21 protein-coding genes, 1 tRNA gene and 1 pseudogene are annotated in these 26,283 nt (G+C 54.9%); 17 read left to right on the forward strand and 6 right to left on the reverse strand.

The window, feature by feature from the left end; genetic code table 11:
• Nucleotides 1–33 precede the first annotated feature (33 nt).
• From AC2FLP_RS04855 to miaA, 5 genes are all read right to left on the reverse strand, one after another.
• Nucleotides 34–2,121 carry a dipeptide ABC transporter ATP-binding protein gene (locus AC2FLP_RS04855; protein WP_496681869.1) on the reverse strand — a complete coding sequence of 696 codons (2,088 nt, stop codon included), beginning with the start codon at nucleotides 2,119–2,121 and terminating at the stop codon, nucleotides 34–36.
• A 95-nt stretch (nucleotides 2,122–2,216) separates the two neighbouring features.
• Complete coding sequence (locus AC2FLP_RS04860) at nucleotides 2,217–3,680, reverse strand: ABC transporter permease (RefSeq protein ID WP_299896452.1); 1,464 nt, start codon at nucleotides 3,678–3,680, stop codon at nucleotides 2,217–2,219.
• A 13-nt stretch (nucleotides 3,681–3,693) separates the two neighbouring features.
• Nucleotides 3,694–4,740, reverse strand: coding sequence for an ABC transporter permease (locus AC2FLP_RS04865; protein ID WP_117869195.1), 1,047 nt, complete (start codon nucleotides 4,738–4,740; stop codon nucleotides 3,694–3,696).
• Nucleotides 4,741–4,876: 136 nt separating this feature from the next.
• The gene (locus AC2FLP_RS04870; protein WP_496681871.1) at nucleotides 4,877–6,541 is read right to left on the reverse strand and encodes an ABC transporter substrate-binding protein; all 1,665 of its coding nucleotides are present in this window, start codon (nucleotides 6,539–6,541) and stop codon (nucleotides 4,877–4,879) included.
• 356 nt (nucleotides 6,542–6,897) lie between these two features.
• A complete protein-coding gene (gene miaA / locus AC2FLP_RS04875; protein WP_496681873.1) occupies nucleotides 6,898–7,788 on the reverse strand; it encodes a tRNA (adenosine(37)-N6)-dimethylallyltransferase MiaA in 891 nt (296 codons plus the stop codon).
• A 97-nt stretch (nucleotides 7,789–7,885) separates the two neighbouring features.
• On the opposite strand from miaA, the gene pyrH reads away from it, so the two are divergent.
• From pyrH to AC2FLP_RS04930, 11 genes and pseudogenes are all read left to right on the forward strand, one after another.
• Nucleotides 7,886–8,638 (forward strand): UMP kinase, encoded by a 753-nt coding sequence (gene pyrH / locus AC2FLP_RS04880; RefSeq protein WP_117869192.1) that lies wholly within the window; start codon nucleotides 7,886–7,888, stop codon nucleotides 8,636–8,638.
• A gap of 264 nt (nucleotides 8,639–8,902) precedes the next feature.
• Nucleotides 8,903–10,129 (forward strand): aminotransferase class V-fold PLP-dependent enzyme, encoded by a 1,227-nt coding sequence (locus tag AC2FLP_RS04885; protein WP_117869191.1) that lies wholly within the window; start codon nucleotides 8,903–8,905, stop codon nucleotides 10,127–10,129.
• A gap of 51 nt (nucleotides 10,130–10,180) precedes the next feature.
• Nucleotides 10,181–11,602 carry a cryptochrome/photolyase family protein gene (locus AC2FLP_RS04890; RefSeq protein WP_496681877.1) on the forward strand — a complete coding sequence of 474 codons (1,422 nt, stop codon included), beginning with the start codon at nucleotides 10,181–10,183 and terminating at the stop codon, nucleotides 11,600–11,602.
• Between the two features lie 69 nt (nucleotides 11,603–11,671).
• The gene (locus tag AC2FLP_RS04895; protein WP_299896469.1) at nucleotides 11,672–12,880 is read left to right on the forward strand and encodes an SAM-dependent methyltransferase; all 1,209 of its coding nucleotides are present in this window, start codon (nucleotides 11,672–11,674) and stop codon (nucleotides 12,878–12,880) included.
• A 15-nt stretch (nucleotides 12,881–12,895) separates the two neighbouring features.
• Complete coding sequence (locus AC2FLP_RS04900; protein ID WP_496671898.1) at nucleotides 12,896–13,336, forward strand: TrgA family protein; 441 nt, start codon at nucleotides 12,896–12,898, stop codon at nucleotides 13,334–13,336.
• A gap of 27 nt (nucleotides 13,337–13,363) precedes the next feature.
• Nucleotides 13,364–14,479, forward strand: coding sequence for an NUDIX domain-containing protein (locus AC2FLP_RS04905; RefSeq protein WP_496681880.1), 1,116 nt, complete (start codon nucleotides 13,364–13,366; stop codon nucleotides 14,477–14,479).
• Between the two features lie 68 nt (nucleotides 14,480–14,547).
• Nucleotides 14,548–15,582, forward strand: a complete 1,035-nt coding sequence (locus AC2FLP_RS04910) for a cysteine synthase A (RefSeq protein ID WP_299896475.1) — start codon at nucleotides 14,548–14,550, stop codon at nucleotides 15,580–15,582.
• Nucleotides 15,582–18,008, forward strand: coding sequence for a DUF3772 domain-containing protein (locus AC2FLP_RS04915; RefSeq protein WP_496681882.1), 2,427 nt, complete (start codon nucleotides 15,582–15,584; stop codon nucleotides 18,006–18,008). Before AC2FLP_RS04910 ends, AC2FLP_RS04915 begins: the two co-directional genes overlap by 1 nt.
• 133 nt (nucleotides 18,009–18,141) lie before the next feature.
• Nucleotides 18,142–18,231, forward strand: a tRNA-Ser gene (locus AC2FLP_RS04920).
• A 323-nt stretch (nucleotides 18,232–18,554) separates the two neighbouring features.
• A pseudogene (locus tag AC2FLP_RS04925) lies at nucleotides 18,555–19,262 on the forward strand (IS6 family transposase).
• A gap of 279 nt (nucleotides 19,263–19,541) precedes the next feature.
• On the forward strand, nucleotides 19,542–20,060 hold the full coding sequence (locus tag AC2FLP_RS04930) for a redoxin domain-containing protein (protein WP_496681884.1): 519 nt from the start codon (nucleotides 19,542–19,544) through the stop codon (nucleotides 20,058–20,060).
• A 24-nt stretch (nucleotides 20,061–20,084) separates the two neighbouring features.
• Here the strand turns inward: AC2FLP_RS04930 and AC2FLP_RS04935 are convergent, their stop codons facing one another.
• Entirely contained in the window at nucleotides 20,085–20,753 is a 669-nt protein-coding gene (locus AC2FLP_RS04935; RefSeq protein ID WP_299896486.1) for a GntR family transcriptional regulator, read from the reverse strand.
• A 322-nt stretch (nucleotides 20,754–21,075) separates the two neighbouring features.
• Here AC2FLP_RS04935 and AC2FLP_RS04940 point away from each other — a divergent pair, with 322 nt between their 5' ends.
• The 6 genes from AC2FLP_RS04940 to AC2FLP_RS04965 all read left to right on the forward strand — a co-directional run bounded on the left by AC2FLP_RS04940 (nucleotide 21,076) and on the right by AC2FLP_RS04965 (nucleotide 26,084).
• Complete coding sequence (locus AC2FLP_RS04940) at nucleotides 21,076–22,050, forward strand: TRAP transporter substrate-binding protein (protein WP_117869183.1); 975 nt, start codon at nucleotides 21,076–21,078, stop codon at nucleotides 22,048–22,050.
• Between the two features lie 76 nt (nucleotides 22,051–22,126).
• A complete protein-coding gene (locus AC2FLP_RS04945; protein ID WP_117869182.1) occupies nucleotides 22,127–22,660 on the forward strand; it encodes a TRAP transporter small permease in 534 nt (177 codons plus the stop codon).
• 2 nt (nucleotides 22,661–22,662) lie between these two features.
• Nucleotides 22,663–23,949 carry a TRAP transporter large permease gene (locus AC2FLP_RS04950; protein ID WP_058272447.1) on the forward strand — a complete coding sequence of 429 codons (1,287 nt, stop codon included), beginning with the start codon at nucleotides 22,663–22,665 and terminating at the stop codon, nucleotides 23,947–23,949.
• 19 nt (nucleotides 23,950–23,968) lie between these two features.
• On the forward strand, nucleotides 23,969–24,388 hold the full coding sequence (locus AC2FLP_RS04955) for a GlcG/HbpS family heme-binding protein (protein ID WP_117869181.1): 420 nt from the start codon (nucleotides 23,969–23,971) through the stop codon (nucleotides 24,386–24,388).
• 25 nt (nucleotides 24,389–24,413) lie between these two features.
• Nucleotides 24,414–25,286 (forward strand): NAD(P)-dependent oxidoreductase, encoded by an 873-nt coding sequence (locus AC2FLP_RS04960; RefSeq protein ID WP_496671917.1) that lies wholly within the window; start codon nucleotides 24,414–24,416, stop codon nucleotides 25,284–25,286.
• A gap of 54 nt (nucleotides 25,287–25,340) precedes the next feature.
• The gene (locus tag AC2FLP_RS04965) at nucleotides 25,341–26,084 is read left to right on the forward strand and encodes an SDR family NAD(P)-dependent oxidoreductase (protein WP_299896498.1); all 744 of its coding nucleotides are present in this window, start codon (nucleotides 25,341–25,343) and stop codon (nucleotides 26,082–26,084) included.
• Nucleotides 26,085–26,283: the final 199 nt, after the last annotated feature.

A 26,283-nucleotide genomic window follows, 5' to 3' on the forward strand; every position in this document is an offset into this window, starting at 1 on the left:
CCGACCGGCCCTTTCTAAATGCTAGCAACAGGTTTATTCCGCCGCGACTTTTATCACCGGCTCCATCCGGGCCAGAATATCTTCGGCCAGGTGACATTTTACCTGATGCCCATTTGCCAGCGTCTGCACCGGCGGCACATGCGATTCACACCGTCCATCAGGCACTTCGGATTTCCAGCGGCAACGTGTCTGGAACGGACAACCCGGCGGTGGGTTCATCGCCGAAGGAATATCACCTTCCAGAACGATGTGCTGTTTCTCGACCGAGGTATCCGCAATCGGAACCGCGCTCAGCAACGCTTCGGTGTAAGGGTGATAGGGCGGGGCAAAAACCTGATCCGTGGTGCCCAATTCCACAACATGGCCCAGATACATCACCATGACCCGGTCGCTCAGGTAACGCACGATGGACAGGTCGTGGCTGATGAACAGCAGCGTGGTTTTGTGTTCTCGCTGAATCTCCATCAACAGATCCGTCACGGCAGCCTGAACCGACACATCCAGCGCCGAAACGGGTTCGTCCGCCACAACGATTCGCGCATCCCCGGCAAAGGCGCGTGCGATACCCACGCGCTGTTTCTGACCACCCGACAGTTGTCGCGGCATTCTGTCCGCAAACGCGCGCGGCAGCTTCACCAGATCAAGCAGTTCCAGCATCCGCTTCTTGCGCTCGGCCTCAGAGTTTCCGACGCCGAAGATTTCCAGCGCACGGATGATCTGACGTCCGACGGTCATCGACGGATTCAGCGTGTCGAACGGGTTCTGGAAAACCATCTGAACTTCGCCGACCGTCTTGGCATCACGCTCTTCGATGGGCACCTGCTCGATGTTACGGTTGTCCAGCAGAATCTGTCCGTCCGTGGCCGTCTCCAACCCCATAAGAACCTTGGCGAAGGTGGACTTGCCGCAGCCGGATTCCCCCACGATAGCCAGTGTCTCAGATTCGTGCGCCTCGAAGCTGAGCGTCTCGTTGGCCTTCACAACCTTCTTCTCACCGCCACCAAACAAGGCATTTGCAGCGACCTCGTAGTATTTCTTGAGATTGTCTATTTTCAGTACCGTCCGGCCGATTTCACCTTTTTCCTTCTGATCCGCCAGAGTGAGAGGGGCATTCCAGTCGATCTCCTGGAATTTCAAACAGCGCGTATGGTGCCGGTCATTGCCCGGCACAGCCTCCATCAGGATGTCTTTCGCGTCACAGCGACCCTCTTCGAAATAGTCGCAGCGTGGTCCGAAGTTGCAGCCCGGAGGCCGCTCGTGGGGCAATGGGAAGTTCCCCGGAATGGCCACCAACGGACGCGAATTCTTGTCTGCGCCCGGCAGCGGGATCGAACGGAACAGCGCCTGTGTATAAGGGTGCTGCATCTCGTCGAACACATCCTTGATCGAGCCGCGCTCGACCGCTTCACCCGAATACATCACGCATAGTCGGTCGCAGGTTTCCAGAACCAGCCCGAGGTTGTGCGAGATAAATAACATCGAGGTGCCGTATTTCTTGCCCAGATCCTTAACCAGTTCGACCACAGCGGCCTCAACCGTCACGTCCAAAGCAGTTGTCGGCTCATCCAGGATCAACAGCGCCGGTTTCGACATCAGCGCCATAGCAATCACGATGCGCTGCTGCTGACCGCCCGACAGCTGGTGCGGAAACGAATTCAACATCCGCTCGGGGTCCGGCAGGCGAACGTCCGTCACCACTTCCAGTGCACGAGAGTAAGCCTCTTCCTGACTTACACCCTCGTGGATCATCGGCACTTCCATCAGCTGTTTGCCGATCTTCATCGCCGGGTTCAGCGAGGCCATCGGCTCCTGGTAGATCATCGCGATTTCATTTCCGCGAATGTCGCGCAACTCCTCGCTCGACATCTCTGCCAGATCGCGGCCCTTGAACTTGATCGTGCCTCCGACGACGCGGCCGTTTTTGCCAAGGTCCTGCATCACGCCCAGCGCCACGGTCGATTTACCACAACCGGATTCGCCAACCAGCCCCACGGCTTCGCCGGGCTGTACGCTGACCGAGAAATCCATCACGGCGGGAATTTCCCGCAGGCGGGTAAAGAATGAGATGGACAGCTTGTCGATCTCCAGGATCGGGCCGTCATAATCCGCCATTTTGCTCATCTTGCTTACTCCTCACCAAATGCGGGGATCCCCTTCATCTGGCCGAAAATATCCCGGGGGGGTCCGGGGGGGCTGGCCCCCCGGCCTCGATCACATCAGTCCTTCAAGCTTTCTTCGCGCAGGCCGTCGGCCAACAGGTTCAGACCAAGAACCAGCGACAGCAGCGCAAAAGCAGGCGGAAGGGCAGGGTGCAGGTAGATCGACAGAAGCTTCCGCCCCTCATTGATCGTCGACCCCCAATCCGGGCTTTCAGGCGGCAGGCCGAGTCCGAAGAAACCCAAGGTACCCAAAAGGATGGTGGTGTAACCGATACGCAGACAGAAATCGACGATCAGCGGACCACGGGCGTTGGGCAGAATTTCCCACAACATGATGTACCACGGACCCTCGCCACGCGTCTGGGCCGCGGCCACGTAGTCACGTGTCTTGATGTCCAATGCCAGCCCGCGCACAATACGGAAAACCGTGGGTGAGTTTACAAAAACCACCGAGACGAAGACCACCAGAATACCGCCGGGGATATCGAAAAGGTCCAAATAGGTTGGCAGGCCCCAGATCCGATAAGCCTCGGTGTTGATGACGTAGCCTCCAGTTGAAATCAGTGACAGATACAGCCAGATCGCAACGCCCAGAACACCGATCAGCAGAGGGGTGCGGAAATTCGGGCGTGTGTAATAGCGCGAGTTCAGCAACACACAGATGAACAGGATCGGGAACACGAACAGAACTGCCGCCATGTAGTTTGGCACTCCGGTCGCCACGATTTCCGGTGTCACCAGAAGATAGAACAGCAAGATGACCGGGAAGGCGAGGATCAGGTTGGCCAGGAAAGACAGGAACGTGTCCAGACGACCGCCGTAATACCCGGCGGGAAGTCCCAGCGTAATACCGACCATGAAGGCGAACATCGTTGCAAGCGGTGCTATCTGCACCACGACCCAGGCCCCTTTGACCATCCGGCTGAATACGTCACGTGCCAGGTTGTCACCGCCCAGAAGATACCAGGCGTACTCGCCGTCCTCCAGGTTCGGTAAAGGTGTTCCCGGCACTTTGTTCTTCATGCCAGAGATCTGTGTCAGCGGGTCATGGGTAACGATCAGGTCAAGCGCGCCGAAGATGCCGGTAAAGACCCAGAACATCACAAGGCCAAAGCCGATCATACCGATGGGACTGTCATACAGTTTGCCGTATAACCCCAACCGCCTTTTAAAGGCGATCGACATGGCGAACATGATGATCAGCGCGACCCATACTGGCAGGAATTGCTGGGAAATGGCGCCGATGATCCCGGCGCCTGTGCCCATCAGGATACCCAGCACCAGATAGGCCACGGCCAATCCTACGCTGGCCAGAAAACTGTAGTGCAGCGCAAGTTGGATCAGTCCGCGGACACCGCCGCCTGAACTGACGGATCCATCCGGGTTCACGACAATCTGCTGTTCAGGCTGGAATATACTGACGATGATCCAGACCAAGATCGACAGGATCAGTGCTGCCAGTGCGATCATCAGCAGCGGGTTCAGGAAGGCAATAGAGCCGGTCCAGGATAGTGGTTCCATAATCTCTCCCTCCTTATGAAATGCGGATGCGCGGGTTGAGGTAGACGTAGCCGATATCCGAGATCAGCTGCGTTATCAGAACAACAAAGACCGACACGACCGAAATCGCCAGCAGAAGCTGGATGTCGTTGTTGCCTGCTGCCTGAACAAGCGCCCAGCCGAAACCCTTGTAGTTAAACAGGGTTTCAACAATTACGACGCCGTTGAGCAGCCATGGGAACTGCAGCATGATAACCGTGAACGGCGCGATCAACGCGTTGCGCAACGCGTGTTTCATGACGATGTTCGGGAACGAGACGCCTTTCAGCCGCGCGGTTCGGATGTATTGCGCCGTCATCACCTCGGTCATCGAAGCGCGGGTCATCCGGGCGATATAGCCCATACCGTACAGCGCGATGGTCAGAACCGGCAGGAAGAAGTTCTCGAATGTCGGGTTCTCCATCGCTTGCGTCGCAGTTCCCTTGAACCACTTCAATCCAACCGTGGACGAGGTGAAGATCGCGATGAAGATAACGCCGGACACATATTCCGGAGTCGCAGTCGTTATGATCGAGAAAGTTGAAAGGGATCGATCCAGGGCTGATCCCTCTCGCATCCCGGCCAGAACACCAACAATCAATGCGGAAGGCACCATCAGGACCAGAACCCAGAACATGAGGTAACCTGTGTTGCCCAGACGCTTACCAACAATGGTTCCGACTTCGTCCTTGAAAACGGTCGAGTATCCCCAATCGCCCTGAAGAACACCGCAATATCTTGCCGTGTCCTCTGCCGTCGAACCGGGTCTCGTGCAGGTTCCCACAAACTGGCCATCTTCCAGGGTGTTCTGAAATCCGGGCATCACGCCCAGCCATTGGCCGTATTTCACGAGTGTTGGCTGTAGGTAACCGCGGTTATCCAACCAGGCTTCGACCTGCTCATCCGACATGCGCTGGTTACCCTGCGTTTTCGCCAGCTTTTCAAGGTTCGGGTAAAGGTTGGTCAGGAAAAAGACGACGAATGTCAGACATAATGCCGTAAGCAGCATCACTCCGAACCGTCGTAGGATGAATAGTCCCATGGTGGCCCCTGTTGTTCAGGTATTCCGCAGATCATTGGACCATTTTCTGGCCTCGGACGTCCGACCCCGCGTCGGCAAGTCTGCGGCTGGAAAGGGGCGCCCGTGTCAGGCGCCCCTTGTGTGTCATTGGCAGTGCTTAAGAAGCCCAGCCCCACTTGTAGTGGTGGTGTTCGAAGGTCACGTGCATATCCGTATCCACAAGGCCTTCTTTCATGTGACGATAGAGCGAACGCCAATAGGGCTGGATCGTGACTCCATCTTCCTGCAGCAGGGCTTCGCCACGCGCCATGACTTCGCGACGTTGATCTGCGTCAGCAATGGCAAGCGCTTCTTCCAGAATGGCGTCAAATTCCGGGTTCGCATAGCCAAACTCGTTCCAGGCTTCGCCCGAACGATAGGCAAGTGCCCAGACCTGCACACCCAGCGGACGCGGGTTCCAGTTGGTCGAGCTGAACGGGTACTTTGCCCAGTCGTTCCAGAAGGTATTGCCCGGCAGAACGGTCCGCTTGACCTTGATTCCGGCGTCGCGCAGCTGCGCGGCAACGGCATCAGTGGTGTTGCGGCGCCAGTCATCGTCGATCGAGATGATCTCGTGCTCGAAGTCACCGAAACCAGCTTCGTCCATCAGCGCCTTGGCTGCCGCAGGATCAACCTTTTGCGGTGGAAGTTCTGCGTATTCCGGATGTAGCGGTGCCACGTGATGGTTCTCCGCCGGGGCTCCGCGGCCGCCATAGCCCAGTTCCAGACAAACAGAATTGTCTACAGCCATCTGAATCGCCTGCCGAACACGTTTGTCCGCATAAGGTTTCTGACCGTCGATCTCGGCCAGCTGGTTGGGACGAACAACGATAGTCGCAGCGGTCACAACTTCGGATTTCACATAACCTAGGCCATCCATCACGTCGATGAATTCGCCCACGGATTCATAAAGCATGTCAACTTCGTCGGATTCCAGTGCTGCCAGCCAGGCAGACGGGTCAGTTCCGTAGTCGATGTACTCGATACGATCCAGGGCAGGGCGGCCAAATACTTCTTCGCCCCACCAGGTGTGATCCGGGTTGCGAACTAGAACGGCTTTTACACCGACTTCAAGCTCATCTATCAGGTAGGGGCCGGTTCCCACGTTGTTCAGCAGGTCTGTCTCGCTGAACGAGCTGTGAACAATCGCGCCGGGATAATCGGCCATGCCAGGAATAAGGGTGATATCCGGTTTGGGCAGGTTCAGCTTGACCGTGGTTGCGTCGACAACTTCGATGACTCCTTCACCGGCCTGACCAGTCTCGGTGTCGATCAAGGTCGCGAAGCGACCGGCCATCGAGTTGGTTTCCGAGCTCTTGTCGCACCAGCGCGCGATGTTGCGGGCGACGTCGTCAGCCGTGAAATCATCGCCGTTGTTCCACTTGACGCCGGGGCGGACATTCAGAGTGTATTCGGTTGCGTCATCGTTGACTTCCCAACCTTCGAGCAGCATGCCGCGGAACGAACCGTCCGAGTTGTATTCGACCAGATATTCCAGTGTGCCGCGAGTCACGTTTGCGATTTGCGACCAGTCATAGGTACGGGGGTCTTTAAGTGCGCGTACTTCCATCTGCACGCGCAGTGTGCCGCCGTCTTGCTTTGCGGTTTGGGCCAAAGCAGGTGTCGGCAATCCGATCATGCTGTAGGCCACGGCGGCTGAAACTCCAAGACCGGTGGCGCGCGTCATGAATTCCCGTCGGCTTAGCTTGCCGTCGCGGTATTCCTGAGCGTGCATCTCGGCTGCCCAGTGCACCTTGTCTTTGGTGGATTCGGTATTCGTCATGGATGTCTCCCTGTGACACTGATTTTATTGATTGATTGTGGCTCTACGCGACCCGGATTTTCACGGTCGCCAGAGCGAAGGATTTTGTTTTTTGGACTCTGTACATCCCCATGTCGTTATTCGGCACCAGAATTCTGGTAAGGTCAATGTTCGAAATCGTCATAAGTAGTACAAAAACGACATTCGCGATCAGTTGCAGTCGTAGAGGTGTTTTCTTCAAACGGCCCAAAGCGATGCCGGCATTCCCATTGTTTTCTTAGTTTGTTAAGGGAAACCGCAGCAAATCATTAAGTTCTGTTAAGCTTTGAGACTTGGTGGTCGTCTTGCCTAAGCAAAGTCGAAAGCTCTGGGTATCACTATGAAAAATCGACGTGATTCCATGCCTTCATACGGGCGCGAAACCAGGTGCGCTGACGCTTGGCGAATTGCCTTGTTGCAATGGTTGCGCGCTCGCGCGCCTGATCCAAAGTCATCGCGCCGTCCAGATACGCCCTGAGTTCCGGAACACCTATGGCCTTGCAGGCCGGAAGGGTTGGGTCGAACCGGTCCTGCATGGCGCGCACTTCCTCGATTGCACCCTGTTTGAGCATCTGATCAAAGCGGCGTTCTATCCTGTCCAGCAGCCATGTCTTGTCGACATCGAATACGATGGGAACCGTATCGTGAAGCTGCAGTATCGGCGGAGGCGTTTCGGCCTGCCAGGACAACAGGCTACGACCTGTGGCGCGCTGCACCTCCCAGGCGCGTTGCACGCGGGCACGGTTCTGCGCGTCCAGCCCTGCAAGCGTGTCTGCATCGACCCCCTCCAGAAGGTCTGCCATGGGCATCTGATCAGCCTCAGCCCGAACCGCAGGTGGAGTCGCTGGGATTTGCGCCATGCCTTCGGTCAGCGCCGAGAAATAAAGGCTCGTCCCACCGACAATGATCGGGCGTTGATCCCCTGTGAGTAGGGGCACGACCTCGCGCAGCCAATGGCCGGTAGAATAATCCTGATCATAGGCGACATGTCCGTACAGCAGATGTGGCGCGCGGGTTTCTTCTTCTGTGGATGGCCTGGCCGAGATGACGCGCCAGCAGTCATAAACCTGACTTGCATCCGCGTTGACGATAACTCCGCCATGCCGTTCGGCAATCTCCAGCGCCAACGCTGATTTCCCCGATGCCGTCGGCCCTGCAATCAGAACCGGCTTGTCTTCGGGAATTGGAGACAGTCGCTGAAAAAGCAGGTCTGTTGATCGCCGGGTCATGCGCGGTTGCCTCTATCCTCACCAACCGCATTGAACCTGCGGAGCTTTTGCTTCATTTTGCGCCGGAAATTAACCCCGTGCCAGCCCGGAGCGCAACATGAGCCTTTCCCCTACTACTGAAACTGCTGAGTCCCCGAAAACAAAGTACAAACGGGTCATGTTGAAAATTTCAGGGGAGGCGTTGATGGGGGATCAGGGATTCGGTCTGCACCCGCCAACCGTTCAACGCATCGCACAGGAAGTGAAATCGGTCCACGATCTGGGCGTTGAGATTTGCATGGTCATTGGCGGCGGCAACATTTTTCGGGGCCTGAGCGGTTCAGCCCAGGGCATGGAGCGGACCACAGCGGATTATATGGGCATGTTGGCTACGGTAATGAACGCGCTGGGGATGCAATCCGCACTGGAAGAGAACGGAGTGTTCACCCGCGTGATCTCGGCCATTCGCATGGACGAGGTATGCGAGCCTTATATCCGCCGCCGCGCCGTACGGCACCTCGAGAAAAAGCGGGTCTGTATCTTCGCCGCCGGTACTGGCAATCCATATTTCACGACAGACACCGCAGCCACCCTGCGCGCCAACGAAATGGCGTGCGAGGCGATCTTCATGGGCAAGAACGGAGTGGATGGCGTATACGACAAGGACCCGGCGGAACATGCTGACGCAGTGCGTTATGATACCGTGACTTATGATGACGTGCTGGCCAAGCGACTGCGGGTCATGGATGCCTCGGCCATCGCGTTGGCACGCGACAACAATCTGCCCCTGATCGTCTTCGGGCTTGATGAGCCCGGTGGCTTCCGCGGAATTCTCGCAGGCGAGGGGACCTATACCAAGGTTCAGGGTTGAGGCCTGTGCAGGCGCCGGGCAACTCTGCAAGCTTTCAAAGCCCCCGCCTTATGTCGGGGCTTCTGCGTTTTGCTTTTGCTTGACGGTTGAGGACGGCGCTGTCTAAGTATCGGTGTCCTTCCAAGGCGAAGGGCTGCCCCGTGCTTTGTTGGCCCAAGGCCCGAGCACAGGCTGGGCTGGAAGACCTGCCATGATTTCTGAGATGTCCGGAAACATGCGTGGGCATCTCATTGATCTGAATGCATAAATAAGGAGCAATGAGGCATGAGCTCTCTGGATATCGATTTCGTTCGGGCGCAATTCCCGGCCTTTTCCGAACCCAGCCTGCAAGGCCAGGCGTTTTTCGAAAACGCGGGTGGATCTTACACCTGCAAGCCGGTGATTGACCGGCTGACACGGTTCTACACGCAGCGCAAGGTTCAGCCCTACGCCCCATATGAGGCCAGCCGCTTGGCGGGCGTCGAAATGGACGAAGCGCGTGCGCGCATGGCCGCCATTCTGGGCGTTGACACGGATGAGTTGAGTTTTGGCCCCTCAACCACCCAGAATACTTATGTCTTGGCGCAGGCGTTCCGACAATGGATGCAGCCCGGCGAGGCAATCGTCGTGACCAATCAGGATCACGAAGCCAACTCTGGCCCATGGCGCCGTCTGGCTGAGGACGGGATTGAGGTGAGGGAATGGCAGATCGATCCGGAAACCGGATCGCTGAACCCTCAGGATCTGGAAAACATGTTGGACGAAAAAGTGCGTCTGGTCTGTTTTCCTCATTGCTCAAATGTTGTTGGTGAGATCAATCCGGTCACAGAGATCACTGCTATTGCGCATGCGGCGGGTGCGTTTGTCTGCGTTGATGGCGTATCCTACGCCCCGCACGGATTTCCGAATGTTGGCGATCTGGGGCCGGATATCTATTTGTTTTCTGCGTACAAGACCTATGGCCCGCATCAGGGGTGCATGGTCATCCGCCGCACACTGGGAGAGCTGCTGCCCAACCAGGCGCATTATTTCAACGGTGACGTCTTGTACAAGCGATTCACCCCGGCTGGCCCCGATCACGCGCAGATCGCAGCCAGTGCTGGTATGGCGGATTATGTTGAGCTGCTGTGTACCCACCATGGCGGGCCCGAGACGGGCGCGGCAGAGCAGGGTGCGTTTGCCCATGATCTGATGCGGTCGCACGAAGTGTCGCTGCTGCAACCGGTTCTGGATGCGGTAAAGGACCGTAACGCGGTACGTCTGATCGGTACGTCTGACGCCAACCGGCGCGCGCCCACCGTTGCGCTTTCGTTGAACCGTCCGGCTGAACCAGTTGCAGCAGAACTGGCGCAATATGGTGTCATGGCAGGTGGCGGAGACTTCTATGCGGTGCGTCCCTTGCGGGCGATGGGTGTTGATCCGGTACAAGGTGTTTTGCGCGTCAGCTTCACACATTACACTACACAGCACGAAATTGATCAGCTTTTAGAGGCTCTTGAGCGGGTTTTGTGATCCACTACCCTTGAGAGTGCGTATAGATAAAAACCTCAAGGGCGGATTGTAGTGCAAGAGCAGGCTCCGATCGTTTTGTGGTTTCGACGGGATTTACGTCTGTCGGACCACCCCGCGTTGACTGCGGCGGCCGAAAGTGGCCGTCCGGTTATACCACTTTTTATTCATGACGATATTGTCGACCAGATGGGAGCCGCGCCAAAGTGGCGTTTAGGCTTGGGGTTGGAGGCATTCAAAGCGTCACTGGCCAATATGGGCAGCCGACTGATCTTTCGACGCGGTGATGCGCTTGAACAGGTGCAGCGGGTTATGGCCGAGACCAGCGCAACCTATGTCTTCTGGTCCCGCGCTTACGATCCTGCCTCGATTGAACGCGACAAGAAGATTAAGTCTGTACTTGCAACAGAAGGTGTGACTGCAAAGTCTTTTTCCGGGCATCTGCTTTTTGAACCCTGGACTGTCGCCACCAAATCGGGTCATCCGTTTCGGGTTTTCACACCGATGTGGCGTGCGGTTCAGGGGCGGGAAGTACAACTTCCTGACGCGCCAGTTACTGCGCTTAAGGCACCTGTGTCGTGGCCTGCTTCTGACGGCTTGAGCGATTGTCGGTTGGGGGGTGCAATGAACAGGGGAGCGAGGGTCGTGCGCCCTCATGTGCAACCTGGCGAGCGAGCCGCTCTGGATCACCTCGAAGAGTTTCTCGACCGGATTGTTCAATACTCCGATCTTCGGGACAGGCTTGATCAGGATGGGACATCCAACCTGTCAGAGTACCTCTCTTTAGGTGAGATCGGGCCACGCACCGTCTGGCACATGGTCCAGCGGGCCGCGTTGACCGGAACACGGGGAACCGACGCTTTTTTGCGCCAACTTGTCTGGCGTGAGTTTGCTTATCAACTTATGTACCATACGCCTCAACTGGTGACATCCAACTGGAAGCCGGAATGGGACAGTTTTCCCTGGAACACCGATCCGGACCATCCCGAGGTCACTGCCTGGCGGCAGGCCAGAACCGGAATCTCTGTTGTCGATGCCGGCCTGCGGCAAATGTATGTGACAGGTCGGATGCACAACCGGGCCCGTATGATCGTCGCAAGCTATCTGACCAAGCATCTGATGACCCATTGGAAAATAGGGATGGAGTGGTTTGAGGATTGTCTGGTTGACTGGGATCCGGCCTGTAATGCCATGGGCTGGCAGTGGGTTGCCGGCTCGGGGCCCGATGCATCCCCGTTCTTCCGGATTTTCAATCCCCAGACACAAGCAGAGAAATTCGATCCTGACGGGGTGTTTGTGCGCCACTGGATCGCTGAATGCCATGCCGAACCCGGCAACACGGCCCTTTCATATTTTGATGCCGCGCCGCGATCGTGGGGTCTGCGCCCGGATGCGAATTACCCCAAGCCGATCGTTGAATTGTCCGAAGGGCGGACCCGCGCCTTACGCGCATATGAAAGCCGAAAACCCCACTAAGGAACTGAAAACTTGCCAGAAACAATTTCGCCGCCTAGCTTTGTACAAGTACCGCAGAGGGGAGAGCGGATGATCCTGACGACGACCGAAGGGCAGAAAAACCTGCCCAGATATTTCGCCCAAGTCTTCAAAATGTTGAACCGGATGGAATCCGGGCGACTGGATATCAAACTGCCCGATGGTCGCACGTTTCGCGCAGAAGGCGCAAAGGCCGGACCGGTTGCTCAGGTCGAAATTCACGACGACGACGTCTTTGCACGCCTGATCCGCGAAGGCGAACTGGGCTTCTCCGATGCGTATCTGGACGGACATTGGAGTACACCTGATCTGCGGTCTTTCATGGATCTTGTGCATCTAGGAACCGAAACCGTTTATGACGGGTTTACGGGCCAGTTTCTTATTCAGGCCTATGAACGGCTGCGGTTTTGGCTGCACCGAAACAACAGGGCGCAAGCTAAGAAGAATATCTCGTATCACTACGATCTGGGAAATGATTTTTACAGCTCATGGCTGGACGAGACGATGACTTATTCCAGTGCGATATTTGAAACCGGGCAGGAAAGCCTCGAGAATGCGCAGACAGCCAAGTACGCCAGTCTTGTGGATGAGATGGGAGCAAAACCGGGGGACCATGTTCTGGAGATCGGATGTGGCTGGGGCGGCTTCGCGGAATATGCCGCAAAAGAACGGGGTTTGCGTGTCACTGGCCTGACTATCAGTCAGGAACAATTTAAATACGCCAAGGAACGTATTGAAAAGGCAGGATTATCAGATCAAGTCGAATTCAAGCTGCAAGACTATCGGGATGAACGCGGGGTCTATGACGGCATAGCATCCATCGAGATGTTTGAGGCGGTGGGCCAAAAATACTGGCCGGTTTATTTCGAAACCGTTCGTGAGCGGTTGAAACCTGGCGCTCAAGCGACTTTTCAAATCATAACGGTGGGTGATCACCGCTGGGATTTTTACAAGAATGGCGTTGATTTCATTCAGAAATATATCTTCCCGGGTGGAATGCTTCCGTCACCGACAATCCTGCGTCAGCAGATAGATCAGGCCGGGTTGCAGGTTGTACGCTCGAAAGAATTCGGGAAAAGCTATGACCTGACTCTGCGCCGCTGGTATGAAACATTCAACGACAAATGGGATCAGATCTCGGACTTGGGGTTTGATGAGCGTTTCCGCCGCATGTGGAATTATTATTTGACCGCGTGCGGTGCGGCCTTTGACACGGGCAATTGCGATGTGACACAGATTACAATATCGAAACCAAGTTAACTCCCGGACCGTCACATGCCCACTGCCTCGCGTCTCGTAGCCGCTGTTTGTCTCATCGTGCTGGCTTTTCTTGTTTCAAGCATGGTTATCGAAAATGGTGAAGAGGGTAAGGACTATGGTTACTTTACCTATGTGAACATGGCTCTTGGCGCGATCTGTGGCTGGAAAATCATGGGCAAGCGCGCCGGGCGCGGGTGGACTGCCGGTATTAACAACGGCTTGACCGGAGTTGCCTCACTGGTTTTTTGGGCGCTGTTTGTGCAGGGGTGCTATCGTATGTTCGATCTTGCAATGCGCAATCGCTATGGTGGCCCGTTCGAAGCCGTGATGGCCATTTTTTCGATTGGAATCGATTACGGCAAGCAACTGATCTATCCCGAGATTCTCATCACATTCGCCGTTGGTGCCGTTGTCGCCGGGCTGGCCACGGAACAGGCCAGCCGCAAATGGCGCTGAACCATTTCGTCACAAGAGAGATTGAATTTGTCTGATCTGTTCTTCTATGGAACGCTGCGGTATCTGCCGCTGTTGCAGCGCGTTCTGGGCCGTCCGCTGGGCGAAATAACGTTTCATACTGCCAAGCTGTGCGATCACGCGGTTCACGCGGTTCAGGGGCAGGATTTCCCGATGATCCTGCCCGCCAAGGGCGCCGCTGCCGAAGGCTTGCTGGTGCAGGGTTTGTCATCCGATGATCTGGCCAGGCTGGCCTATTACGAAGGATCTTTTGACTATGACCTGAAATCGTTGAAGGTTATTCTGGAGGACGGGGGCCAAGCCCCGGCGCAGGTCTTTTTCCCGACCCCGGGCGCATGGCAGCCTGGTGAGTTGTGGCCGTTACAGGACTGGGTGGACAAATTGGGCGAGGTTACAGCTCTCGCTGCCGAAGAGGAAATGGCCTATTTCGGCAAAGTCGATCCCAAAGTCATGGCACGCAGCGTACGCGCCATTCAAACCCGTGCCTGGGCAAAGATCATGGCCAGCCAGCGGCGAACCGGCGACCCGCGGAACATAGACGAAGACGTAATTGTGCACCGCCACGACCGGGTCTATGTGGACTATTTCGGGATGGAGGAAATCGACCTTCAGTTCCGGCAGCATGACGGCAGCATGGGCCCCGTGCTGCACCGGAGCGGTTTGATGCAGGGCAGTGCCGTGTCGGTTCTGCCGTATGACCCGATCCGGGACACCGTGCTTTTGGTTGAGCAGTTCAGGCCGCCGGTGTTTTTGATCAACGATCCGGAGCCCTGGCTTTGGGAAGCAGTTGCCGGGATGATCGACCCCGGCGAAACGCCTGAACAGACGGCGCATCGCGAGGCCATGGAGGAAGCAGGAGTTAGATTTGACAGGCTGGAATATGCGGGCGGCGCGTATTCCTCCAGCGGTTCCTCTACGGGTTTCATGTATCTTTATGTCGGACTTGGCAATTTAACTGAGACAACAATCACCGGTGGCTTGGACACAGAGGGTGAAGATATCCGCAGCCGGATTCTGCCATTCGACGAATTTATCGATATGACGGACCGCCAGCTTTTCAAGGATTTGCAACTGGTGTCCCTGGCGTACTGGCTGGCCCGCCATCGGGATCGTTTGCGCGCGTGACTATCTCGCTTGTGGTCGCGGCAGTGCGGCTGTAAATCTTCGAAGATACCAAATGACAAGGGGCGACCATGCGCATTGCACGAGATCTTGCTGACGCAGTAGGAAAAACACCGCTGATCCGGCTGCGCCGCATCAGCGAAGAGACTGGATGCGAGATTCTTGGCAAAGCCGAGTTCATGAACCCGGGTCAGTCGGTAAAGGATCGTGCTGCTCTTTTTATCATTAAAGATGCAATCGCTCGGGGGGATCTGAAACCGGGCGGTACCATAGTGGAAGGCACTGCCGGCAATACCGGAATTGGTCTGGCTCTGGTCGGTGCATCGATGGGATTCAAAACGGTTATCGTTATCCCCGAGACCCAGTCGGAAGAAAAGAAGGATATGCTGCGTTTGGCAGGCGCTCAGTTGGTTCAGGTGCCCGCAGCCCCGTATCGCAACCCCAATAATTTCGTGCATTATTCCCGCCGTCTGGCTGAGGAACTGGCGCAGACAGAACCCAATGGCGCAATCTGGGCCAACCAGTTCGACAATGTGGCGAATCGTCAGGCACATGTGGAAACCACGGGACCCGAGATCTGGGAACAGACAGGCGGCAAGGTTGACGGGTTCGTCAGCGCCGTCGGGTCGGGTGGAACGTTGGCAGGCGTCGCCGAAGTTTTGCAGCCCAAGGGCGTTAAAATCGGTCTTGCCGATCCCATGGGGGCTGGCCTGTATTCGTATTACACGACGGGTGAGATCGCGATGGAGGGTGGTTCGATCGCCGAAGGCATCGGGCAGGTGCGTATCACCAAGAACCTGGAAGGGTTTACACCGGATTTTTCTTATCAGATCACCGACAACGAAGCGCTGCCGTACATCTTTGACCTGCTGCGTGAGGAAGGTCTGGTCATGGGCGGCTCAACCGCAATCAACATGGCAGGGGCGGTGCGCCTGGCTAAGGAAATGGGGCCAGGTCATACCATCGTGACCATCCTGTGCGATTACGGCACTCGGTATCAATCAAAGCTGTTCAACCCCGAGTTCCTGCGAGAAAAAGAGCTTCCGGTTCCGGATTGGATGACCGAAGCGCCACGCAGCATTCCCGGCGTATTCGAGGACGTGTGATGCTTGGACAGGTCCGCCTGTTTTTTACCCTGTTATTCCTGTGCTTTGTCTGGTTTTCAACTAGCGCTGTCGCGCAACTGACGGATCGTCAAAGCGAGTATTATCAAGGTTGGATCAAAACGGCGAACCGGGCCGAATCCGTGATTGAGGCGAACCGGGCTTCGGATGCCGCACTAGAGAAATTGCGTTCAGAAATAAATAGGTACAGGGAAGACTTCAATCGGGCCCGAGGTGCTAACACCGACCGCATCACGACGCTTGAAAGTCAGATAAAAGCGTTGGGCCCCAAACCCGAAGGGGACGCGACCGAACCCGAAGATATAGCCAAACTTCGCGCGCATCTGGAAGAACAGCTCAACAGTCTGCGCGTGCCGCGCATCATATCCGAAGAAGCGTATAGCCGTGCGAATGGGCTGATCAGCGAAATCGATCGGATCCTTCGCGCTCGGCAGAAAAAAGAGTTTTTTGAACAGGGCCCGTCGCCGATCAACCCGGCGTATTGGGGGCCGGCATGGGTGGATGTCAAAGAGGCCATTCAAAGCCTTGTAAACGAAACGATCACGAATTTGCGTTCAGATGTCGTGCGCGAGCAAGTTCGTGCTCGTGGGCTCGCAATCTTCATACTTCTGATCATTTCAGCCGTGCTGCTGATCTTTGGTAAACGGTGGTCCGAACTTGGAGGCGACTACCTCAGGTTACTCGGCGGCGCCGGGACTGGGGTATGGTCGTTCGTAATCTCACTACTGCGAATTCTATTGCCATGGATCGGAGTGGTTGCCGTGGTCACGGCGATCAGTCTCACCGGTGTTCCGGGGCTGAGGGGCAGCCTTTTGCTTCAGAATGTTCCGTATTGGGCAGCGATCCTGTTTTTCTATGACTGGATTGGCCGCCAGGTGTACGTGATCGGCGCCTCGCAGGGGTTCAAACGTCTGTCCGCTGCGCGTATCACCGAACTGCGCGTGTACATAGACCTGCTTGCCTTGATACTGGTTTTGCACGAATTGGCGCTGCTGTTTGAGCGGATCGAAAACATTTCCGACGCGACCCGCGCCGTCGTCAGCTTCCCGATCATTGTCGCTACGGCTTTGTTGTTGTTGCGAATACGCCAGATTCGAACAACCGACGGCCCGCCGGATCAATCTGCCTCGACCCGTTCCGCAGGTTTCAGCCAGTTGGTCGAGTTCCTGCGCCGGGCTTTGTTCCTGTTGGGCATCGTGTCTCCTTTGTTGGCGATTTTCGGATACACCAATGCGGCCGAAGCAATCGTGTTTCCTGCGGTCAAGACATTGGTGCTGATCGGGGCCTTGGTCATCCTGCAGCGGTTCATCAGTCAAATTTACGGTTGGATCACGGGGCAGGGAGAAGCCGCGCGAGATTCGCTTTTTTCCGTACTGGTCGGGTTTGCATTGGCCATCACGGCACTGCCAATTCTGGCAATTTATTGGGGCGCACGCGAGACTGATCTGCTAGAAGTATGGTCGCGCTTGCTGCTTGGGTTTGATCTCGGCGGAGTTACGATCTCGCCAAGCAACTTTCTGACCTTTGTTGCCGTTTTCGCAATCGGTTATACGCTGACGCGCCTGTTGCAAAGCGGGCTGCGGAATTCGCTTCTGCCGAAAACCAGCATAGACCCGGGTGGCCAAAACGCGATTGTCGCCGGGTCCGGATACGTTGGGATATTTCTTGCCGCGTTGGTGGCAATCATGGTGGCCGGATTTGATTTGTCGTCGCTGGCGATTGTCGCCGGAGCGCTGTCTGTTGGGATCGGCTTTGGTTTGCAGACAATCGTGTCAAACTTCGTCTCAGGCATCATCCTTCTGGTCGAGCGCCCGATTTCCAAGGGGGATTGGATCGATGTGAATGGCATGATGGGATATGTGCGGGACATTTCCGTTCGCTCGACCCGGATCGAGACGTTTGACAGGACGGATGTAATTGTTCCGAATTCTGACCTGATCAGCGGTGTTGTTACAAACTATACCCGTGGCAATACGATTGGGCGGGTGATTGTTCCGGTGGGTGTTGCCTACGGAACTGACACGCGTCTGGTCGAAACCATTCTGGGTGAAGTCGCCAACAACCATCCGATGGTTTTGGCCAACCCGGCGCCAAGCGTTGTATTCCAGGGGTTCGGAGCGGACTCTTTGGACTTTGAAATACGGGCGATCCTGCGGGACGTGAATTGGGTTCTGTCGGTGAAATCCGACATGAACCATGAAATCAACCGCAGATTCTCGGAGGCGGGGATCGAGATTCCATTCGCACAGCGTGATATCTGGTTGCGAAATCCTGAAACCCTGCAAGCCTCGGGAAAAGGTAAGCAGGATGCTTCCGTATCTGAGCAGGATCAACCACGTAAAGTCGCACAAGCTCCCGCGGATTTGACCGAGGCGGATATGGACTCGGATTCGGGTGATGAGGTTTGAGCGACCAGATCCCAGCACGTGCTGGCCTTTTGTCACCCCACAGAAGGTGAACAGAATAATTTAAGCATTCACCTGAATTCACCGAATTGGGGCCTTGCAAATCCGATTGCATTCGTCCAAACATCGCCGGCACGGAGAGGTGGCCGAGTGGTCGAAGGCGCACGCCTGGAAAGTGTGTAGGCGGGAAACCGTCTCCAGGGTTCGAATCCCTGTCTCTCCGCCATTAATTTTTCTATCAGTTTGATTTTATTAAATTATTATTGGCAGAGTTTATGTTATCCCTCATCTTCCCCCCTTCGAATCTACGGTTCGTCAAGTTTTGACGCCCAAACAGATGGGTTGTTGAAAACTAAACCTGTGCGAAAATCTCCGCAGTGTTAAGTCAGCCCTGACCTCGCTCCTATTGCTATTGCAATAGTGTGACCAGAAAACTGGTAGCCACACTAAGCGAGAAGAAAACAAAAACCGGGAATTAGATGAACTTAGACCGGCATCGTCAGAGGAAACCGGCTTGAGGCGGGTAGGGTGGTTCCGTAGCTTCGTGGGATGACAAAACCCAATCCATTTCGCTACTTCACAACCAGCCCTGAGATCATCCGCCTGGCGGTGATGCTGTATGTCCGGTTCCCGCTATCGCTGCGGAACGTGGTAGATCTTCTGCATGAGCGCGGCATCGACGTAAGCCACGAAACGGTGCGGTTTTGGTGGAACAGATTTGGTCCAGTGTTCGTAGCTGAGATCCGCAAAAACAGGGTGAGCTGGATTCGTTCTTACTCGAACTGGCAGTGGCACCTGGACGAGGTTTTCGTGAAGATCAATGGCAAGACACACCACCTTTGGCGGGCCGTTGATCTCGAAGGTGAAGTGATGGAAAGCTTTGCCACTAAGCGCCGGGATCGTAATGCAGCGTTGAAATTCTTAAGAAAATCAATGAAGAGGTATGGCCGGCCGGAAGTGATTGTGACGGACAAACTTCGGTCCTATGGCACCGCTTTGAGAGTTATTGGCAACGCGTGAAGGCAGGATACGGGAAGCTGGGTGAACAACCGAGCGGAAAATTCACACCTTCCATTTAGACGGAGGGAACGAGTGATGCTGCGTTTCCGACAGATGCGATGATTGCAAAAGTTCGCCGCTGTCAATTCTTCGGCACACAACCACTTCAATCAGGAACGCCATCTTTATTCACGACACAATATTAAAGTTAACCGAACCGCCGCCCTCGCCGGGTGGCGCCAGCTTTGTTCCGTATAAGTTCACGCATTTGCCGGCAAACTGAGATTGGTTCGAATTTGCCTGACAGCATCCTCACACCTGTTGCGGAATTAGATGTCCGGCTGCAATGAGGGGCTTAGAGTGACGGCTGGTAGGTATCTGTAATTACTTGTTAAATAACGGCAATCTTAGATCGAGCGTGCCTTTCAAGCACCCAATGATATCGCGTTCTTGGTTTCAATCATTGCCTTAACATGACATGAACTAAGCTAATGTTATCAGCGCAAAGCCATTGATTATAGAACAAAGGAACGACTCATGACCTCAGCCAAACCAAATGTAGGCGCGCAAATCGAGCAAATGAGTTTTTTGAGACTGGGGTCTGAGGACAAGGTTACGATAGGTCAACAAAAAGACCGCTGGACCATGCTGTTTGTCTATCGAGGCAAGCATTGTCCACGCTGTAAGCGCTTCTTGAACAAGTTGAATGCGGCGCTGCCGGCATGGGCTGACGTTATGGACGTTGTTGTTGTCTCTGCTGACACCAAGGAAAAAGCTGCGGCAGACAAAGCAGAATTTGGCTGGGATTTTGATCTTTGTTATGGAATGACCGAAGCGCAAATGCGCTCGCTTGGTCTTTATGTGTCATCACCTTTATCTGAAGCAGAAACAACGGGTCTATTTTCCGAACCTGGTGCGTTTGGTATCCGTCCGAACGGGACGCTGATGCTGGTCGATATCTCTAACGGCCCTGCGGCACGTCCCGATTTGGACGAGCTTTTGGACGGAATGAAATTCAATATTGATAATGACCGTCCGGAACGAGGAACGGCCTGAGACCACCAGATCGCTTGGCCTCGGTTACTCAAAGTAGTCTGGGTGCGTCTTGTGAATGAAGTCGATGGTTTCGTCGAGGCGGGACAGGTGTTTTCTGACAGAGGCTTGCGCTTGGTCATGGTCTCCTGCCGCCATAGCCTCTGCAATCTCACGGTGGTCGGCGAGGATGGCTTCTGCGGCACTACCCTTTTCAAGGCTGAGCATACAAAGCCGGTCAACCTTTTGCTTTGATTCTAGCATCACATCAAAGGCCATCGGATTGCCGCTGAGCACATAGATCAGTTTGTGAAAATCATAGTCCAGCGTGTGAAACGCCGATAGATCACCTTCACTGATCGCCTGCTCTTGTAAGGCGAGATTTTCTGCAAGTTTTGCTTCACGTGTTGCGTCCCAAACTTCCATTGCTCGATGGACGATCTCCAACTCTACCGCCATTCTAACCAATCGAGCGAGAGCCACACGCTCCATCGAAAATCCCCGAACTACGGTCGCCTTTTGTGGTCGTATTAAGAGCAGATCTTCGTTGCCGAGCCTTGTGAACGCGTTGCGAACAGGTTGGCGTGATACACCGAATCGGCTCGCTACCTCAGATTCGGAAAGCTTCGTACCGGGAAGAATTTCAAGCGAAACGATTTCGTCGTGTAGCGCTTCATAGACCGCATCGGTTGTGGTTCGTCTGACTATATCTTCCACGGTATGTTGCTTGCGCCCTCTGTCTTGATCACGTTTTAGTATTCCCGATTCACCGTTAGGGCATTGAAATCAATATTGTTTTCTATTGACTTCCGCTTGAGCGAACCAATTTGGACCTTTCACCTATCAAATGCCCTGCGCCTTCGACTGTCAAGCAATCTGACATACTAGATGCTCACAGTTGACAGAACTTGGATACTAGTGTCCCTTTAGTGACAGCAGCGATTCTGGTTCTTGGGGAAATCGAAAGCTATGTGGCTTACGGTCTCTGAAATTCCATGAAAGCCAAATCCTGTCCAAAATTAATCGGGGAGGAGAACCCATGACTTTCACGAAATCGTTCTTTGCGACTGCGACCGCCGTGGCACTGATTGCAACATCAGCTTCAGCCGAAAACTGGCGGGCCTGGAACATCCACAACGACGGCCATCCCAACACGGCTGCAATGGACAAGTTTGCCGAACTGGTTGACGCTGCTACAGACGGCGAAGTTACCGTCGATGTGTTCCACGGTGGTGTTCTGGGTTCCCAACCGGATGCCCTTGAACAGGTTCGTATCGGCGCAATCGAGGTCGGTAACTTCAACCTCGGTCCCATTGGCCCAATGGTAAAAGAAGCTAACCTAGTATCGCTTCCTTTCATCTTTAAGGATGTGCCGCACATGTTCCGCGTGCTGGACGGCGAAGCCGGTGAGGTTGTTTCAGCTGCAATGGGTGAAGCAGGCGTTCTGCCACTGGCATGGTTTGATGCCGGTGCGCGTTCTTTCTACAGCCAAAAGCCGATCAACACGCCCGCAGATGTCGAAGGGCTGAAAATCCGTGTGATGAACAACGATCTTTATACATCGATGATTTCGGCTATGGGCGGAAACCCGTCTCCAATGGCTTTTTCCGAAGTTCAGCAAGCTCTGAAAACCGGCGTTGTTGATGGTGCGGAGAACAATTTCCCGTCGTTCAAGAATGTCGGTCACTATGAAGTGACCACAAATTATTCTTTGTCCGAGCACCTGATTATCCCCGAGTGCATCTGCGTGAACACGGCCAAATTCAACGCGCTGTCGCCTGAGTTGCAAGCCGCTGTGCGTGGTGCAGCAGAAGAAGCCGCACTGGTCCAGCGTGAGCTTTGGGCAATTGGCTCTGAGCAAGCGCGTAAAGATGTTGAAGCGGCTGGTATCACGGTCAACGAAATCGCCGACAAAGGCCCATTCCAGTCCGCAATGGATTCGGTTTATGCAGACTACTTGGCTGCAAATCCTGACATGAAAGCGTTGGTGGAAATGGCGCAAGCTACTGAATAAGTTTCTTTAAAAGTCCAACTTTGAGCGCCCGGCTCCACCAATTGGATGCCGGGCGTTTTGTCTCAAAGGAAATCCAATGCAAGAGCCAGATACCCCACCTGCCGCCATGCGCAACATGGACAGGATCCTTGATCTGCTCGCACGAGTTTGCATGTTGCTGTCCGGCGTCGCCATTGTTGTTATGACAGCGATCTTTGCCTGGCTGGTATTCGGCCGCTACGTTCTGAACAACACGCCCACGTGGGTCGAGCAGGTTTCACTGCTTTTGGTCATGGTCATCGCGTTCCTCGGTGCGGCTGCAGGCGTGCACAATCACACGCACCTCTCTGTTGTTGTGTTCCGCAATATAGTTCCGCCCTCTGTGCGAACGGTTTTCGTCGTGGTCTCTGATGTCCTGATGGCAGGTTTCGGTGGCATGATGTTTTGGTACGGAGTCGAGTTGACCAAATTCAAATGGAACACCCTGATCCCGCTCATCCAATGGTCAGAGGGCTTGCGCTCCTTGCCACTGACAATCAGCGGCGCGTTGGTGTTCCTTTTTTCCACTGGCCATCTGATCCGCCTGTTTCTGGGCCGAGACGAACGCCAAGACAACATAGATCAGGGATAGTCATGGGACTCATGATTCTGTTGGGGGTTTTTGCCCTATGTGTCATCATAGGCGCGCCAGTGGCATACGCCCTTGGTATCGCTGCATTGGCTTCCTTTTGGTTTGAAGGATTGCCGCTGTTTGTTGGATTCCAGCGTATCGTGTCGGGGATCAACGTCTTTTCGCTAATGGCGATCCCGTTCTTCATCTTTGCAGGCGAGCTTATGTTTCACGGTGGTATCGCGATCCGGTTGGTTCGGTTCGCGCAGGCTGCCGTAGGCGCTGTGCGCGGTGGGCTTGGTATCGTCAATGTCTTCTCGTCCATGTTGTTTGGTGGCATTTCCGGGTCGGCAATTGCCGATATTTCGGCGCTTGGGTCGATCCTGATACCGGTGATGAAAGACAAAGGTTATGATGCCGACTATGCGGTGAACGTCACAGTGACATCATCAATTGCCGGGATCATCATCCCGCCCAGCCACAACATGATCATCTTTGCCCTTGCAACGGGCGGTGCTGTTTCAATCTCAAAACTGTTTCTGGCTGGCGTTGTACCCGGCGTCCTTATGTGTTGCTGCCTTGCAATTGCAGCGTATGTCGTAGCGGTCAAACGTGGTTATCAGGCCGAGCAGTTTCCAGGTTGGACCGCACTTGCCATTGCTTTTGTGGGTTCGATTCCGGGTCTATTGACGGCCGTGATCATTGTCGGAGGCGTCTTGTCAGGCGTCTTTACGGTGACTGAATCCGGCGCGTTCGGGGCAATGTATGCCTTTGTGGTGACGCTTGTTGTCTATCGCAGCCTGTCCTGGGAAAACTTCAAAACCGCCGTTATCTCTTCGGTGCGCACAACGTCTATGGTGATGATCCTGATCGCCTGCGCTGGTGCCTTTGCCTATATGCTGACGTTCAACCGGGTGCCGACAAAAACAGTCGAATTCCTGTTGGGTATCACAGAAAACCCGATCCTGATCTTGTTGATGATCAACGCTGTGCTGTTGCTCTTGGGGATGATCATGGACATGGCCGCGCTCATCCTTATCTGCACGCCGATTTTCCTGCCGGTGATGAACATGCTGGGTATCGACCCGCTGCAGTTCGGTATGATCCTTTTGGTGAACCTCGGTCTTGGTCTTTGCACGCCACCTGTCGGGACCTGTCTCTTTGTGGGGTGTGCTGTTGGAAAACTACCGATGGAGAAAGCGGTCAAAACGATTTGGCCTTTCTACCTCGCCATCTTTGCCGCGCTCATGCTGATCACTTTTGTACCGGCAATATCGCTGACGCTGCCGAATCTGATCATTGGACCCTAAATCAAAGGAGAATGAGGCGATGCTGACAATAAGACGCCTGGACATCGATGACGCGGGCAAGTTAATCGCAGGAGCGCGAGCCAAAGCGCAGGAAATCGGCGTGCCAATGTGTATTGCCGTCACCGACGAAAGCGGCAACCTCATCGCTTTTGAGCGGATGGACGGCGGCAAGATCACCAGCATCAACCTAGCCATCGACAAGAGCTTCACCGCGGCCGGCATCCAAAAAGGTACGGACGCTCTTGGTGAAGCTAATCAGCCGGGTATGGCCGCACATGGAATATCTTCATCGTTGGGGGGGCGCATGGTGACTGTTTCAGGTGGCCTCCCTGTGACGGTTGACGGACATGTTGTCGGCGGGATCGGAGTGAGCTCGGGCTCACCAGCGCAAGATCTCGAAGTTGCGCATGCAGCGGTCACAGCGCTCTGCGAAGTCTAATTAGAAAGAGATTAAGGAGTCAGATATGACAAAACCCGTCATCGGTTTCATAGGCCTCGGTCTCATGGGCGGCAACATGGCAGAATGCCTGCAAAACAACGGTTTCGATTTGGTTGTCATGGGCCGCAACAGGGAAGCGGTGGCAGCCACAGTCAACCGCGGCGCTGTGGAGGTTGCGACCCCACGAGAGCTTGCTGCGAACAGCGACATCGTGATGCTTTGTGTAACGACATCGGAAGTCGTCGAAAGCCTGATCTATGGCGATGACGGCATCCTGGCAGGCATAAAAAAAGGTGCTGTGGTCATTGACTTTGGGACTTCCATCCCAGCGTCCACACGAAAAATTGGCGCTGATTTGGCTGCCAAAGGTGCCGGTATGGTTGACGCACCGCTCGGACGCACGCCCATGCACGCCAAGGATGGTTTGCTGAATATCATGGCAGCGGGGGATATGGCCAACTTTGAGAAGGTGAAGCCTGTCCTGGATGTACTGGGGGAAAATGTCTTTCACCTCGGCGAACTGGGTGCGGGCCACGTGACCAAGCTCATCAACAACTTTATGGGTATGACGACGGCTTGCACCATGAGCCAAGCCTTTGCTGTAGCTGAACGCTCAGGGGTTAACAAACAGCAGCTTTTTGACATCATGTCAGCTGGACCGTCCAATTCCCCCTTTATGCAGTTTTGTAAGAACTACGCGGTGGATGGTGTCAGCGATTTGGGGTTTTCGATTAACAACGCCAACAAGGATCTTGGTTACTTCCTGAAGCTGGCCGAGGACGTGGGCACTCGTGCCGAGATCGCTGAAGGAACCGCGAACAACCTTCAGGCAGCCGCGGACGCAGGCATGGGCGACGGCAACGTGCCGGAAATCTTCGACTATTTTGCCAAGCTTTAGCGTCAGATCAATCAGTCACGCATAGCAGCACCAATTGAACGGGGAAGAACAACCATGAGACTTCAGGGAAAGACCGCAATTGTCACGGGTGGCGGCCGCGATATCGGGCGCGCCTGCGCTGTCAAACTTGCCTCCGAAGGGGCAAATGTCGCGGTGAACTACTTCGCCAGTAATGCCGGCGCCGAGGAAACCGTAACCGAGATCAAAAAGATCGGTGGACAGGCGTTTGCAATGCAAGGCGACCTGAACAAACCCGAAGAGGTCGATGCGTTGATCGCCAAGACGGTCGATACCTATGGCAGCCTGAACATTCTGGTGAATAATGCCGGAGGTTTGATCGCGCGCAAGAAAATCACCGAGATGTCGCTTGAACATTGGCAGGCTGTCATGGATCTCAACCTGACCAGCACGTTTCTTATGGTCAAAGCGGCGCTGCTGCATATGAAATCCGGGGCGATTGTAAACATCGCCAGTCAGGCGGGTCGCGACGGTGGTGGCCCGGGTGCGTCGGCTTATGCAACATCAAAAGGTGCTGTGATGACATTTACCCGCAGTCTCGCAAAAGAACTGGGCCCGGACATTCGTGTCAATGCAATCTGCCCAGGTATGATCGACACGGATTTCCATAACATCCATACTCCCGATGCAGGCCGTCGCGGGCTAGAAGCAGCCGCGCCGCTCAAGCGGCAAGGCCGGTCTCAGGATGTTGCGAACCTAGTGGCGTTTCTAGCAAGCAAGGACGCGGCTTATCTGACCGGAACCAATGTCGATATCAATGGAGGGATGCTGTTCTCGTGACCACGGCAGAACAGGTTACACAATTGCCGAACGCTACCGTTTCTCAAACTTCGAAGTACTGGAAACCGAAAAATGCGTATTCTTGCGGTAGGTGAATGTATGGTCGAAATGGCCCTTTCCGTCGTCAGAATTTTTGGAACCAATTGCGTGTTAAGCTATGAGAGAGTTTGGCTCATCCGTCGTAGTGATTATGCGGCGC

It is taken from the genome of Ruegeria sp. CDSA141, from assembly GCF_059612005.1.

Coding starts and splice junctions, on each gene's coding strand:
- AC2FLP_RS04870 (WP_496681871.1), bottom strand. CDS start 6,541: ATGACGAATACCGAATCCACCAAAGACAAGGTGCACTGGGCAGCCGAG.
- AC2FLP_RS04945 (WP_117869182.1), top strand. CDS start 22,127: ATGCAAGAGCCAGATACCCCACCTGCCGCCATGCGCAACATGGACAGG.
- AC2FLP_RS04910 (WP_299896475.1), top strand. CDS start 14,548: ATGCGCATTGCACGAGATCTTGCTGACGCAGTAGGAAAAACACCGCTG.
- AC2FLP_RS04940 (WP_117869183.1), top strand. CDS start 21,076: ATGACTTTCACGAAATCGTTCTTTGCGACTGCGACCGCCGTGGCACTG.
- AC2FLP_RS04960 (WP_496671917.1), top strand. CDS start 24,414: ATGACAAAACCCGTCATCGGTTTCATAGGCCTCGGTCTCATGGGCGGC.
- pyrH (WP_117869192.1), top strand. CDS start 7,886: ATGAGCCTTTCCCCTACTACTGAAACTGCTGAGTCCCCGAAAACAAAG.
- AC2FLP_RS04860 (WP_299896452.1), bottom strand. CDS start 3,680: ATGGAACCACTATCCTGGACCGGCTCTATTGCCTTCCTGAACCCGCTG.
- miaA (WP_496681873.1), bottom strand. CDS start 7,788: ATGACCCGGCGATCAACAGACCTGCTTTTTCAGCGACTGTCTCCAATT.
- AC2FLP_RS04885 (WP_117869191.1), top strand. CDS start 8,903: ATGAGCTCTCTGGATATCGATTTCGTTCGGGCGCAATTCCCGGCCTTT.
- AC2FLP_RS04915 (WP_496681882.1), top strand. CDS start 15,582: ATGCTTGGACAGGTCCGCCTGTTTTTTACCCTGTTATTCCTGTGCTTT.
- AC2FLP_RS04955 (WP_117869181.1), top strand. CDS start 23,969: ATGCTGACAATAAGACGCCTGGACATCGATGACGCGGGCAAGTTAATC.
- AC2FLP_RS04965 (WP_299896498.1), top strand. CDS start 25,341: ATGAGACTTCAGGGAAAGACCGCAATTGTCACGGGTGGCGGCCGCGAT.
- AC2FLP_RS04895 (WP_299896469.1), top strand. CDS start 11,672: ATGATCCTGACGACGACCGAAGGGCAGAAAAACCTGCCCAGATATTTC.
- AC2FLP_RS04930 (WP_496681884.1), top strand. CDS start 19,542: ATGACCTCAGCCAAACCAAATGTAGGCGCGCAAATCGAGCAAATGAGT.
- AC2FLP_RS04900 (WP_496671898.1), top strand. CDS start 12,896: ATGCCCACTGCCTCGCGTCTCGTAGCCGCTGTTTGTCTCATCGTGCTG.
- AC2FLP_RS04865 (WP_117869195.1), bottom strand. CDS start 4,740: ATGGGACTATTCATCCTACGACGGTTCGGAGTGATGCTGCTTACGGCA.
- AC2FLP_RS04855 (WP_496681869.1), bottom strand. CDS start 2,121: ATGAGCAAAATGGCGGATTATGACGGCCCGATCCTGGAGATCGACAAG.
- AC2FLP_RS04950 (WP_058272447.1), top strand. CDS start 22,663: ATGGGACTCATGATTCTGTTGGGGGTTTTTGCCCTATGTGTCATCATA.